The organism is Blautia stercoris, from assembly GCF_054657695.1.
Window position 1 is genome coordinate 238,345 of sequence record NZ_BAAHYF010000003.1, and the last position, 13,745, is coordinate 252,089.

Annotated in this window: 14 protein-coding genes; all 14 read left to right on the forward strand. The window is 43.6% G+C overall.

The window, feature by feature from the left end; translation table 11 throughout:
* Positions 1 to 30 precede the first annotated feature (30 nt).
* The 14 genes from ACYQ2D_RS17165 (at position 31) to ACYQ2D_RS17230 (ending at position 13,729) form a co-directional block, all read left to right on the forward strand.
* On the forward strand, positions 31 to 339 hold the full coding sequence (locus ACYQ2D_RS17165; RefSeq protein ID WP_117467702.1) for a hypothetical protein: 309 nt from the start codon (positions 31 to 33) through the stop codon (positions 337 to 339).
* A gap of 116 nt (positions 340 to 455) precedes the next feature.
* On the forward strand, positions 456 to 1,460 hold the full coding sequence (locus tag ACYQ2D_RS17170; RefSeq protein ID WP_459786333.1) for a radical SAM protein: 1,005 nt from the start codon (positions 456 to 458) through the stop codon (positions 1,458 to 1,460).
* Complete coding sequence (locus ACYQ2D_RS17175) at positions 1,441 to 2,502, forward strand: DUF3991 domain-containing protein (RefSeq protein ID WP_165853161.1); 1,062 nt, start codon at positions 1,441 to 1,443, stop codon at positions 2,500 to 2,502. Before ACYQ2D_RS17170 ends, ACYQ2D_RS17175 begins: the two co-directional genes overlap by 20 nt.
* Positions 2,503 to 2,514: 12 nt before the next feature.
* Positions 2,515 to 2,739, forward strand: coding sequence for a hypothetical protein (locus ACYQ2D_RS17180; protein ID WP_025577443.1), 225 nt, complete (start codon positions 2,515 to 2,517; stop codon positions 2,737 to 2,739).
* A 249-nt stretch (positions 2,740 to 2,988) separates the two neighbouring features.
* A complete protein-coding gene (gene dcm / locus ACYQ2D_RS17185; protein WP_117467700.1) occupies positions 2,989 to 4,512 on the forward strand; it encodes a DNA (cytosine-5-)-methyltransferase in 1,524 nt (507 codons plus the stop codon).
* Positions 4,513 to 5,023: 511 nt separating this feature from the next.
* Positions 5,024 to 5,347: a plasmid mobilization protein gene (locus ACYQ2D_RS17190; protein ID WP_242990165.1), complete on the forward strand. Its 324-nt coding sequence runs from the start codon at positions 5,024 to 5,026 to the stop codon at positions 5,345 to 5,347.
* 3 nt (positions 5,348 to 5,350) lie between these two features.
* Positions 5,351 to 6,766: a relaxase/mobilization nuclease domain-containing protein gene (locus tag ACYQ2D_RS17195; protein WP_270636514.1), complete on the forward strand. Its 1,416-nt coding sequence runs from the start codon at positions 5,351 to 5,353 to the stop codon at positions 6,764 to 6,766.
* Positions 6,767 to 7,720 (forward strand): hypothetical protein, encoded by a 954-nt coding sequence (locus tag ACYQ2D_RS17200; protein ID WP_117467697.1) that lies wholly within the window; start codon positions 6,767 to 6,769, stop codon positions 7,718 to 7,720.
* Positions 7,721 to 8,140 (forward strand): hypothetical protein, encoded by a 420-nt coding sequence (locus ACYQ2D_RS17205; protein WP_270636515.1) that lies wholly within the window; start codon positions 7,721 to 7,723, stop codon positions 8,138 to 8,140. It begins immediately after the preceding gene.
* Positions 8,141 to 8,150: 10 nt separating this feature from the next.
* Positions 8,151 to 9,314 carry a PcfB family protein gene (locus ACYQ2D_RS17210; protein WP_117467695.1) on the forward strand — a complete coding sequence of 388 codons (1,164 nt, stop codon included), beginning with the start codon at positions 8,151 to 8,153 and terminating at the stop codon, positions 9,312 to 9,314.
* 42 nt (positions 9,315 to 9,356) lie between these two features.
* A complete protein-coding gene (locus ACYQ2D_RS17215; protein ID WP_181993265.1) occupies positions 9,357 to 11,438 on the forward strand; it encodes a VirD4-like conjugal transfer protein, CD1115 family in 2,082 nt (693 codons plus the stop codon).
* A gap of 111 nt (positions 11,439 to 11,549) precedes the next feature.
* Positions 11,550 to 11,888 carry a hypothetical protein gene (locus ACYQ2D_RS17220; RefSeq protein ID WP_021651237.1) on the forward strand — a complete coding sequence of 113 codons (339 nt, stop codon included), beginning with the start codon at positions 11,550 to 11,552 and terminating at the stop codon, positions 11,886 to 11,888.
* 47 nt (positions 11,889 to 11,935) lie between these two features.
* The gene (locus ACYQ2D_RS17225) at positions 11,936 to 12,772 is read left to right on the forward strand and encodes a VirB6/TrbL-like conjugal transfer protein, CD1112 family (protein ID WP_117467693.1); all 837 of its coding nucleotides are present in this window, start codon (positions 11,936 to 11,938) and stop codon (positions 12,770 to 12,772) included.
* A 12-nt stretch (positions 12,773 to 12,784) separates the two neighbouring features.
* On the forward strand, positions 12,785 to 13,729 hold the full coding sequence (locus ACYQ2D_RS17230; RefSeq protein ID WP_243009853.1) for a DNA-methyltransferase: 945 nt from the start codon (positions 12,785 to 12,787) through the stop codon (positions 13,727 to 13,729).
* Positions 13,730 to 13,745: the final 16 nt, after the last annotated feature.

The following is a 13,745-nucleotide window of genomic DNA, read 5'->3' on the forward strand; positions in this document are numbered from 1 at the left end:
TCCTTTCTTTGGCAATATGAGGTGAGAAGCATGGAAGAGAAAAAAAGAATACGGTTTATTGACAGCCATTATCATACCCTGTTCAGCATAGCAGACGGGGACTCCATAGAGATTGTATATCCAGATGGAAAAAGGGAAGAACGGGTTTGTACCTATATTGATGAATACCACACACAGGTAGGGGCAAGGGTGTTCCATATTTGTCAATTTGCAGAAATCATGGAAGCAAATGGAAAATCATATTGCCCGGCAGAATGCAAGGAAAAGGAAGAAAGAAAAGAGGCAGTCAAAGGGGAGAAGAAAACCGGAACTACCCGTATGGAAAGGAGCAGGCGTTGAGGATAGGGATTATAGATGCAGATCTTTTATACCGGAAAAGACACCGGTTTCCTAACTTGGCATGTATGAAACTTTCCGCTTATTGGAAGGAGCAGGGATTTGAAACAGAGCTTCTTTTGGATTATAGCCAGGCAGGGGAATATGACCGGCTCTATGTATCAAAAGTGTTTACGGATACCTTTGTGCCGGATCATATTTTGGCGAAGGAAACAACCGTTTATGGAGGAACCGGGTTTTTTTATGATAAAGCACCGGTACTTCCCGAAGAAATGGAACACCATACACCGGACTATCATTTGTATGACCAGATGGTAAAAGAACATAGCGAAGGAGAGAAAAAGAAGAAGGAGTTCCAATTTTATACGGATTATTCCATTGGTTTCCTCACCAGGGGGTGTTTTCGGAAGTGCAGTTTCTGTGTAAACAAAAATAGCACCGGTGCAGTAGCAGCAAGCCCATTGAAAGAATTTTATGATCCGTCCAGAAAGAAGTTATGCTTTTTGGACGATAATTTTTTTGCCTGTGCAGAGTGGGAAAAAATCTTTTCCAGTGTCCTGGAAACAGGCAGGCGGTTTCAGTTCCGGCAAGGGCTGGATCTGCGGATTATGCAGAAAAGGCAGATGGAACTTCTGGCATCTGGCAAATTGGATAATGGTATGATTTTTGCCTTTGACCATATTAAAGATCAGGAACTTATTGTAAGAAAATTGGAACTTTTGCGGGAAGTAATCCCAGTTTCTTACCAGAAAGTTAAGCTGTATGTACTGTGCGGCTATGACTGGGAAGGGACCTGGAAAGCAGATTTTTGGGCAAAGGATATTCGGGACGTTTTCATACGGATTGAGATTTTGATGCGGTATAAGTGTCTGGCTTATTTGATGCGCTATGCCGCATGGGAACGGGCACCGGAAATTTATAAGGGAATGTATATCAACCTAAGTCGTTGGTGCAATCAGCCCGCCCAGTATTCAAAAAAGAGCCTGCGGGAATTTTGTACCGGACAGGGAGAGTATAGTTCCTGTTTCCGCTACCTGACTGCTTTTGAAGCTCTGCACCCGGAAATGGCACATTATCTGGATATGAAATATGAAGAGGTGCAGTATGGGAAAATTTACGGCTGAAGAAATTCAGATTGCAAAGGCAGTGGATTTAGTGGATTTGGCGGAGCAGATAGGGATTCCATTGAAAAGGAAAGGCAGGTTCTATCAGGCAGTGGGTATGGACTCTGTGATGATCTTCAACCGGTCTTCTTGGTGCCGGTTTAGCCAGGGGGTAGGTGGCAGCACCATTGACTTTCTGGAATATTTCAGAAACATGGATTTTGTGGAGGCAGTCAAATATCTGCTGGAGTTTGCCGGATATATCCGTACTGAAACCATGCAAAAATTTCAACCGGAAAGACAGACTGAAAAAATAGAAGAGACAAAACAGAGAAAAGACATACCGAAAGACCCTTTTGTACTTCCTTCAAAATCAGAAACCAGCCGCCGGTTATATGGCTATCTGATAAAACAGCGGAAGCTGTCAAAGCAGATGATTGATTTTTGGGTAAAAAAGGGGATTTTGTATGAGAGCGGAACGTACCATAACCTGGTTTTTGTGGGAAAAGATACGGAAGGTATCCCACGTTTTGCCAGCCAGAGGGGAACCCTGGATAAATATGGAAAACCCTTTAAAGGAGATGTTACGGGGAATGACAAAACTTATGGGGTTAATCTGGTAGACCAAAACAGTGATACGCTCTATGTATATGAGGCGGCCATTGATGCCATGTCCGATATGGAACTGCGGGAAGATTATCAGAACAATATCCTGGTACTTGGAATGCTTTCCGATGGTCCTTTGGAAAAGTTCTTAAAAGATTATCCTTATATCAGGAAGATACAGTTCTGTTTGGATAATGACCTGCCGGGAAGACAAGCGGCAAAAAAATTGGCAAGAAAATATACCCTTATGGAGTATGAGGTTTTTGTACGTCTTCCACCTATGGGAAAAGACTATAATGCTTTTTTGCAGTATAAAAAGGAAAACCAAGAGCTTTCCAGCCTGGTAGAAAAGGAAAGGCCGCTTTTTACTGAAACAAAAGGGACAAACATACAAAAGATAGAAAAAATGGTAGGACACAGGAACATAGTACCATACCAGATAGCACAGGCAAGATAGGAGGGTATTCTTTTGGAAAATAGCTATGATGAGGAATGTTTCAAAAAATGGGAGATCGACGAATGCGAAGCGGAGATGGAAAAAGTAGTGCAGTGGATAGGAAAGAGGAAACTGCATGGACGTGTACGGGTTGCGTTTATCGAAGAGAGCTATGAGCGGCAGGGATACCGCATGGGGATACCCAAGCAGGCGTATGTGTCCAGGGTGCTGGCAAACATCAGGAAAGAAGAGCGGTGAGAAAGAAATAACCAATTCGAAAGTTGGAGTGTTAGGAAAGGAGGTGGTGCAGACCAACAGAATTTTTGACAGAAGGATAAACTCTGGATACGGGAAGGGGTGATTCTATGATTGTAAGGTAATGCCAGATGGATATTTCGTTTGTAGCTGTGGATTTCTCATGAAGACTATAAAAAATTTAGGAGACAGGAGGAAATAAGTGAGTAATCCTAGGTAAAATGTGTAGCTACACCTCATGAAATATGAGGAATGAAATATAGTTTGGTAAATTTTTGTGAGTTTGATAAATATGCAGCAAAGAGTTATTGTGCGATTCATGGTACAAGTGAAACATTGAATCTGGGAGATATTACAAAAGTGGACGAAAGGGAGATTGAACCGTTTAACATGATCTGTGGCGGAAGCCCCTGTCAGGATTTTTCCCTGGCAGGCAAGCAGGCAGGCGCGGTTTGGAAATGCCGAAGCTGCGGGTATGAGTATAACCCTCTGCAGGTACATTATTCCAAAAGGGACGCCTGCGGCATGTGTGGTTCCCATGATATTGATAAAACACGTTCTTCCCTTCTGGTGGAGTGGCTCCGTATGATACGGGGTGTCAAACCAGTATGGGGAATTTATGAAAATGTAAAAAATATTGTAGGAAAAAAATTCCGGGATACCACATTCCGGTTGTTTGAAGAAGAACTGCATGAATACGGATACCACACCTATTGGAGTGTTCTTAATGCAAAGCATTATGGAATACCCCAGAACAGGGAACGGGTATATCTGATTTTGATACAGAAGGAAATGGATAATGGAACATTCCAGTTTCCAGAACCGCTGGAGTCCTTCCAGTGCCTTATGGATATTCTGGAGGATACGGTAGAGGAAAGATACTACTTATCCCAGGAAAAAGTACGCCGCTTGATTGAAGATATGGAAGAGAGAAAAGCGCTTTTGTTTGAGCCGGACGAAAAAAGCCTGAAGGCTTTTCGGGAAAACCGGGTAAAGCGAGCCGGAAATATCAAAGGGGTGTTTGAACAGACTGGACGGGTCTATCTGCCAGACGGGTGCTGCCCTACGGTAACTGCCTGTGGTGGTGGCGGGCAGCAGCCCAAAATTCTTCAAGTAGGAGATATTCATACCGGTTATGGTTCAAGCGGGGTTATTTATTCCCCTTTAGGAAGCAGCGGTGCGGTTTTAGCAGGACATGACCAGCCAAAGATTGTAGAAAAATGTCCAGGAGCAATCCGGGGCAGGTATGATCGGGAAGGCCGGATTGTGCAGACTTTGGAACTGGGAGAAAAAGAAGTCTGCCATACCCTTACTTCTGTGCAAAAAGATAATATCATTCTGGTACGTCAAAAGACACAGAAAGGTTATGAGGAATGTTTGGAAAATGGTGTTGTAAATCTTAGTTATCCGTCTGTGGAAAAACGGGGAAGGGTACAGGAGCATGGGGAACTCTGCCCTACGCTTACGACATCAAATGGAATACACCGCTTAGAGTCTTTGTTCCGTATCCGGAGGCTGACACCTTTTGAATGCTTCCGGCTTATGGGCTTTTCCGATGCGGATTTTTGGAAAGCAAAAGAAGCAGGCATAAGCAACAGCCAGCTTTACAAACAGGCAGGAAATTCCATTGTTGTTGATGTGCTGTACTATATTTTTCTGGAACTATACAAAGCCATGCCATATCTGTTTGAGGATATCCGGCTTTCTTCCTTTTTCAGTGGGATTGGAGCTTTTGAAAAGGCATTGGAGCGTTTGGAAGAACAGGTAAACCAATAATTTCATAAGAGAAACCCAAAGCGGCAAATGGTCCATAGAGAGTCTTCCCATACTTGTTGAAAAGAGAGAAATTGCGGAAGAAGAAGCAGCCTGCAAGGAGTCTGTGCAAAAGCGTTGATAGCAGAATGGAAGAACTGCTGTCACATCAGACACAGGAGGCTGACAGATTTGCTAACAGAACTAGGGTTTTGTTAGCAGAAATAGAAGTAGGAAGCGGAAAAACCGATAGCAGATGTTTAGAACTGCTATCGGTTTTTCCCTATATGGAACGCAGGTCTGCTATCAGTATCTGCGTTTTGCTATCTATTTTATCCGGGGTATTAGGGGGTGCCCCCTAACAAGATGGGATTTTGTACGGTAAAATCCGTATCTTGCAGAGGACTGGCAGAGCCAGTCCGGACGCCGGGAAGTTATACAGTGACCGATAGCAGGTCTTAGGAGTTGACAGCGGATAGCGTTGGAGTAGAAATCGGTAGATGAAATCTGTGATAAAGATAAGGAAAGGGGGAGCATGAAAAAAGAAACAATGAAATGCAGAAAAGAAATCCGGCTGTACTCATGGGAGCTGGAAGAGTTACAAAAACAGGCAGAAAAGATGGGGCTTTCTGATTCCCAGTATCTTCGTATGCTGATTACCAACCGTCCCAGGGATTACCCGGAAATCCGCAAGGAACTGGAACGCATGAACCAGGAAATCAACCGGATTGGTGTAAACATCAACCAGATTACCCATAACAATAACAGCGCCCTTTATTCCAGGGAAGATAAACACCGTCTGTATGTGTTTTTGAAGCAGATAAAAACACTGGTAAGCCAGGTGCAGGAAAGGCTGTAGGTTATGGCAATTACAAAGTGCCTGCACATGAAACAGGCGAAAACAGGTTATCCGGCAAAACATCTGGCAAACGGTCTTCGCTATATTATGAACCCGGAGAAAACAGAACATGGCCGCTATGTCTGTGGGCATAACTGTATTCCCGAACAGGCATTATCCCAGATGGTAGATACCAAACGTCATTTTGGAAAGCTGGATAAAAGGCAGGGTTACCATTTCATTCTTTCGTTTGAGGAAGATGAGGTTTCGGAAGAAGAAGCCTTCCAAGTGGTAGGAGAGTTTGTGACAGAATTTCTTGGGAAGGATTTTGAAGCGGTTTATGCAGTCCATAATGATACGGATCATATTCATGGGCACATTATTTTTAATTCGGTACGCTGTACTACAGGATATAAATACGATTATAAAAACAGGGATTGGGAAAACATTATCCAGCCTCTGACCAACCGGATATGCAAGGAGCATGGTTTATCTGTGCTTGATCTGGAAAAGGTAAAGGAGAAACGTAAACAAAAAGGACAGGAAGAAACATCTCTTTCGGAACGGGACAGGCGGATTAAAAGAGATATGGATCAGGCATTACAGGACGCAGGTTCTTATGAGGAATTTCTTGAAAATCTTTCCAACATGGGATATGAGCTGCGGGGGAGAAAACGTCTTTCCGTTCGGGAACCCGGAGCAGGAAGGGCAAGGCGGCTGGACCAGCTAGGGGAAGAATATACAGAGGAAAGGCTTCGGCAGCGTTTTGGACGCCTTCCAATCCCGGAAATAACCGGAGAGGAGATACCGGTAGAATGGACGTATGTGTTTATTCCATACCGGGAGCGGCATTTGACCAGATACCAGAAGGAACGCTTTCTTCGCAGGTACCGGCAGGGGAAACCAATGGCAGACTCTAAAACCTGGAAATACAGGGCAGCAATCCAGGAATTGAAAAAATTGCAGGAGGAATTTGATTTTATGGCAGCTTATCGCATACAGGATAAGGCGCAGTTGAAAGCCATTTCTGATGCAACAAAGGAACAGCTTTGGGAAAACAGCAGGGCAAGAAAGCAGTTACGAAAAGAAATGCTTCCTTATGAGGAAATGCTTCTGCTTCTCAATAAGCTGCAGGAAAAACAGATGGAAGCAGAACTTTATCAGGAAGGGTATCAGGAATTTTTTCAAGACCACCAGACATACCAAAACCTTCTTGGGCAGTTAAAAGAAATGGGATATTCCTTGTCTGAGGCAGAACAGACAGACGCTTATTTCTTTGAGAAAGAGGAGCGTTTGCGGATTGAACGGAAAAAAATCTTAAAAGAAAAAAGGATTGCAGAGCGTCTGAGTGAAAAAGCAGAAGAAAAAGAAAACTTGGAAGCACAACAGAAGGAAAAGAATAGGGAAACGTCTGCAAGGGGCAGAGGAAAAGGAGGGTAAATGACAGTAGAAGGACAACGGTATCTGGAAGAATGCCGGAAAGTTTTAAAAGAAGAACAGATGGACGCAGTTTCTATGGGGCTGGATTTTGGTCTTCCTGTTTCGGATATCCAGAAGGTAGTTAAGAGTAACCAGGAAGCCCCGGTGATGAAAGCAATCATCATAGGGCTTATGGAAGGGATTGGGGAAATCGACTTTTTATGTGAAGGAAATTATAACCAGTTCCAGGTACGGGAAATCGTAGAGGGCTTAAAAAACGGGCTGGATCTGGAAGAGGTGAAAACCTATGCCGGAAATGAACTGCCGGCCAGCCGTATGCGGACCATGCGGATACAACTGGAAGAGTCAAAGGCAAAAAAAGAAGTTCCGAAAGATGAAGAAATGCGTTCTTATATGAAAAATCTTATGGGGATCATGGAACAATCCATTCAGCAGTTCCAGGAAAGCAATGACCGTTTTACAGCCTTGTCCTCTCTGGTAAAGGAGCATGTTGTTGAAGAGAAAAACCAGGAGATTAAAGACCTGTATGAGAACCTGCAATATAAAGATAAAAACATACAGGAATTAAAAGAAAAGCTGGCAAAGAAAGAGCAGGAAATTCAGGATCTGAAAAAAGAAGCAGAAAAATACAGGGAAAAAACAGAAGCTGCTTCCAGGGAAACAAAAGTGGTATTGGAAGAAAAAAGCATACAAACAGCGGAAGGGCTGCAAAAAAGTAAGCGCCGGCTGCTTGGGATTGCCATGCTTGGGAAAAAAGTACCCAAAAGTGTTGTGGAGAAAATTCTGGAATATAACCTGTCCGCAGAACAGTTGGAAGAAATCCGTCAGTGCGTAGAAAGTGGGCTGGCAGATGCAGAAATTCTTCAGGTGATGGAGAACAGCCCTTCACCAGAGAGAATGAAAAAAATGCGGGAAATTATCCTTTTGATGCGGAAACGGAAGGCGGGTGTGTAAATGGCAGAACTTGAACATGTGGTAAAAACATTTTCCCTTTTGGAAGCTGCCGAAAAGGAACAGCCCTTTCTTACCAGGGAGCAGAAACAGGATTTGTACCGTATTGCTTTTCATAAGGAGTCTATGGAAGAGGTAGAAAAAATTATTTTGCAGTTACAGGTGCCTCATGCAGGAAAGGAAGAAAAAGAGCGTATCCTTTCCCATTACCTTGAACCGTTTTTTCAGGTTCCGGAAAATATTTTGCAGATTGAGAATTATATTTTTCAGCTTCAATATATGACCTATGAAAAGGAAAAAGCAAACCACATGCTGGAGGCTCTCTTAAAACAGGAAAATGTCCAGTATGACCTGGAAGCCATGCTTACAGAAGGAAAAATAAAGGCGGCTGTTCCAGTAAAAAAGGACAGGGCAATGGGATAGGAGGGAGAGCATGAGTGAAATACAAGATGCGGCGCAGATCATTAAAGTTTCCTTTGAAGGCGCAGAAATCATTCTGAAAATGGGAAATACAGGCTGGCAGTTTGTAAAAGATATTTGTGCGGTATTTAAAAAAGTTCTGGACCAGGAAAAACTGTCAGGGAAAACTTCTGTACAAAAGCTCCTGAAAATGGGAGGCGATTTACAGGTTTTCCGTTTTGAAACAAAAGACCTGGAGCGGGTAAAAGCCCTGGCAAATAAGTATGGGATTTTATATTCCATTTTGCCGGATTTGAATGAGAAGGATGGTATGAGTGAAATTTTGTTCCATTCCCAGGCAGCACCCCGTATTCAGTCCATGATGGCAAAAATTGAACATTCCAATATTGGGACGTTAGATGAATACTATGAAAATGCAGAGCCGGATAAGGTGGAGCAGTTGGTAGAAGAAGTAAAAAAGCCTGCCCTGCCGGAGCCGAAGGAGTGTGAACTGGTTGCGCGGGAGCTGGCGAAAAACCAGGTGGAGAAGATCAGTGATGTCCGTTCCCGTCTGAATATGACCTGGCTTCAGATCTGGCCGATTATCTGCTACATGGAAGAACAGGGGATTTTGGAGAAAGGGAAGGAAGGTACGGTAACACTGACCAGGACACCGGAACAGATGGAAGAATTGGTAGATTCCCAGCAGTGGAAACAGTTGTTTGGGGAAGAGGAAGCCCAAAGACGCAGCACTGGAAGCAGCCAGGAAACAGAAGAAAAGATGCAGGTCATTCAGCGTATCCAAAAGGAGAAACGGAACAATCCAGGTGTGAATGCCATTACTATAGACCAGAAGCTGGTATATGAAGAAACAGAGCATCATATCAAAACCAGGATTCCGTACCGTAAGAATGAATTTATCTGGCTGGATAAATCGGAAATTAGCTGGATTAATGACCATAAGACGATTTTTGCAGGATTGGAAAAGAAGAAGGAGTATGCAATTTTAGACCTGGAGGACCGTTTTCTTAGAAAAACTTCGGGGGAAGATTTATATAGGGAAAGCTATGACCCGGTACACAGGGAACGTGCCAGACAGGAGCAGGAAAAGATACGCAGAAGAAGGGAGCAGAATTACAGGAAGGCACAACAGAACCTGGAAGCAGGGAAAAGAACCATACAGGGGCGAAGGAGGTAGAGAACCGGAGCAATTCAGAAAAAGAAGAAACAGTCCTGGGGCATGTATCTTATTGGTGGCATAGCTTCCGGCTATGGAGGTTATCTCTTGAACGTGTGTTATCAGCCCGGAAAGGATATCAATTATTTTTTAAACCGTCTGGATCAGGTGATGGTAGCCCCGTTTGCCAATTATTGGAACGAAACTTCCTTAAAAGCAATCATTTTGGGGATTTTTGTATATGTGATTGGTATGGTCATGTATGTCACCAGCCGGAAAAACTATATGCCGGGACAGGAATTTGGTACCGCTGTTTTTGCAGATCCGAAAAAAGTGGCAAAGCAGTTTGCGGATAAAGATGAACACAATAACCTGATCTTATCCCAGAATGTCAGGCTGTCCATGAATACCAGAAAGACCAGGAGAAACCTAAATGTCCTGGTAATCGGAGGAAGCGGCGCTGGAAAAACCTTGTTCATGGTGAAACCCAATCTCCTTCAGTTAAGCAGGGCTTCCCAGATCATTACAGATCCCAAAGGGGAGATTTTAAGATGCTGCGGAGGTATGCTGAAAGCGCATGGATACCGGATACGGGTGCTGAACCTGGTGGAAATGGAGCAGTCTAACGGATATAATCCATTCCGCTATATCCGCTCTGAAACAGATATTGTAAAACTGGTTACCAACCTGATCAATAATACCACACCGAAAAACGCACAGCCCAGTGATCCATTCTGGGAGAAAGCCGAGTCTTTGTACTTGCAGGCCATTTTTCTTTATGTGTGGCAGGAGTGTGAAATGGAGAAAAGGAATTTCCGTATGGTTCTGCAGCTTTTGAATGAGGCGGAAGTCCATGCAGACGGTTCCCCTTCTGATTTAGACCGGCGTTTCCGCAGACTGGAGAGAAAAAAGGGAAGCAATCACCCTGCTTTAATCCAGTATAATAAAGTGGTCCGGGGTGCCGGAGATACGGTAAGGAGTATCATCATTTCCGCAAATGCAAGGCTGGGATTGTTACAGAACCCACAAATTTTGCGGATTCTGGATCATGATGAAATGGAGATTGAGGAGATTGGGCTTGGTGTTGACGGGGACAGAAACCGGAAGACTGCACTTTTTTGTGTAACGCCGGATTCGGATAAGAGTTATGCCTTTTTAATTGGTATGCTTTATTCCCAGATTTTCCAGGAATTGTATTACCAGGCAGACTTCCATTACAATGGAAAACTTCCCATTAACGTCAATTTTATGCTGGACGAATTTGCCAACGTGCCATTGCCAGATGACTACTGCAGCCTTCTTAGTACCATGCGTTCCAGGAATATTTCCTGTACCATTTTTATCCAAAACCTTGCCCAGATTAAGGCTTTGTTTGAGAAAACCTGGGAAACCATACCAGGTAATTGCGATTCCCTGGTATATCTTGGTGGGAATGAACAGTCTACGCATAAGTATATCAGTGAGTCCCTGGGAAAAGGAACCATTGATAAAAAAAGCAGTGGGGAAACCAAAGGCCGGCAGGGGAGCAGTTCCCGGAATTATGATGTGCTGGGGCGTGAGCTTTTGACACCGGACGAAACCCGAAAGCTGGATAACTCAGAGTGTATTTTGTTAATCAGGGGTTGTGATCCTATTATTGATAAGAAATACAATACTTTTGCACACTCCAGATTTTCGGAAACAGAAGATGGCGGGGCTGCGCCTTATATCCATGACAGAATGGCTGCCCAAAAACAGTCGGTACAGATTTTAAGTGAAGAATCCCTGGATTATTATAAGAAGAAAAAGGAACAGGGAGAAGATGTTCAGATTGTGGAACTGTCTTTTGATGAAATTTTTTCTTATGAGCCTATTCCTAAGAAGATTTTTTCGGAGGAAGAGCTGAAAGAGAACCAGAGGAAGAGAACGGTAGAGGAGGTGAGGCCGCCGAAGAAAACGGAAAAACCGGTACAGACAGAGGAAGAAAAACTTTCTGAATTATTGGAAAGCCATGTTTATAATGGGGAACAGTTGGGGGAAATCATGCTTGCTATTGGTGCTGGAATTTCGTATGATAAAATCCTTCAAATGGCAGATATAAAAAACAGTGCTGAAAAGATGAAGGAAATCCGTAAAAAATTTACAAAAGAAACAGCCTCGGATTAAAGAAGGCAGATTTTTGGAAACCTGTAGTTTTTGCATTACGCAGGGCAGGTTTTCAAAAATCTGTCTTTTTGCGTAATGCGGTATCAATCACATGAAAAGGAGTAAAAAGATATGAAAATCAAAGAGGTTATCAGAAAGAAACAGAACCGCTTGAAAAAATCTCTACTGGGAGTCCTGGCAGTAAGCGCTGCCACTGTTTCCCTGTTCCCCCAGACGGTCATGGCTTCCGGGGTAAGTGACGTGACACAGCCGCTTATGAACTTAAAAACATTGGTAATCAGTATTATCGGTGCGGTGGGTGTGATTATCCTGGCAAAAAACGTGATGGAATTTGCACAGGCTTACCAGCAGCAGGACAGCTCTTCTATGAACAGTGCCATTAAAGGAATTGTTGCAGGGCTTATTATGGCAGCCATTTCCTCCGTTCTTACTTTCCTGGGAATCAGCTAAAACCGTTCTTCTTTTTGAGATAAGCAGATAAGAAGAGAGGTGAAGTGATGTTTAATTTAGGAGAGGCGATCCTTGCACTTTTGGAAATCGTGTTTGGATTTTGGAATAACCAGGTCAGCCTCGTATTTGAACTTTTAGGACAGTCCCCTACCGGGTTCAAAGGAGGCGGGCCCTGGGGGATCATTGAAGGGATTGAACCCCTTTTTGTTGGGATAGGCTCTGCCCTGGTAGTCCTTTTTTTCGTCATAGGGTTTTGTGCAGAGTCGGTAGATATCCGGGAAGAAATCCGGTTTGAAGCAATCCTTCGTATGTTTATCCGGGTTGCCATTGCGCAGTGGCTGGTATCTTATAACATTACCATTATGAAAGCCCTGTTTACTTCCTGTGGAAACCTGGTGGGGCATTTGGGGCAAAACCAGAGCGTGGAGTTATCCATTGACTCGGCGCAGGCAGAAGTAATCAAAGATTTGGGATTTGGAACCAGTATCGTGTTTTTGATACTTGCTGTTTTCCTGTCTTTAATCGTTATTATCTGTGGTTTCTTCCTGCTGTACAATGTTTATTTCCGCTTTTTGAAAATCATGGTAATTGTACCTTTTGGGGCGATTGCCAGCAGTACCCTGGCTGGAAACCGGGGGCTTAGCAATACCTTTGTAGCCTATATGAAATATTTTATCAGTGTTGTTTTTGAGGCAGTCACAATGGCACTGGCAATCCTTTTGTGTAACCAGTTTATTTCCTCCGGTCTTCCGACCTTTACCGGAGATTATGAGGACTGGGCCAAAACCCTGATTTATTTGGGGGAAATGACCTTTACGGTTGCGCTGACGGTAGGCACTGTAAAAGGGGCGCAGAACCTGACTTCCAGGGCACTGGGATTGTAGGAGGAAAGGATTGTGCAGGAAAAAGGGATACAGATGACACTTTTTGAATATTTTCAGGACGCGGAATGCTTCAGCCTTAAAGAAGCAGTGGCTTGTGTAGAACAGGTAAAAGAGGTAAAAGAACCCAGTATCCGGGCAAGAATTTATGAGGGAATAGAAAAGGGGCTTTTTTCCAGGGTAGCCAAAGGAGTCTATACGGTTACCAAAGAACAGGACGGAGAAGAGGTAACTTGTATGCTGGTTCAGGGAAATGGCAGGGATTTGAGCTTTTTAAAAGATGACAGTATAGATGCCATTATTACAGACCATGCTTATGACCTGAAAAAAAGCCTGAAAGGGGGAAACCGGGATTTTGCGGCCTATGAATGTTTTCAATATACGCAGGAAGACTTTGATGAAAAATACCGGGTGTTGAAAAAAGGGTGCTTTCTGGTAGAGTTCATGCCGGAAGAAAACGGGGAAAATTATGAATACCTCTATCAGATGAAAAAAATGGCGAAAGAAGCAGGACTTGAATATTATGCAAAAGTCGCCTGGAAAAAAGGAAATTTTGTTGCCAATACGGGAAGAAAATCCAAAAATACGGAAGAGATTGCATTTTTTACGAAAGGAAAGGCAAGGAATTTACGCCCAGATGCGAAAAAGGATAAGGCGGAGCCCGGAATATCCCACTATATGTCAGGCGCCAGGGAAATGCTTCCAACGGTCTTTGACATTGAACCGCCAGGGAAAAACTCCCGTATTCATCAGGCAGAAAAACCAGTGCAACTTTTGCAGCAGATCCTCGGATTTGTAACAGAAGAAAAGGAGTGGGTACTGGATCAGTTTGCAGGTTCGTTTTCCCTGGGGGAAGCAGCACTTTCCAGTGAACGGAATGCAATCTGCATTGAAATTAATGAAGAATATTTTGAAAAGGGAAAAGAAAGGCTTCTGTCTGCAAAGGGCAGGAGCCGGTAGGAAAGGAGGATATGTA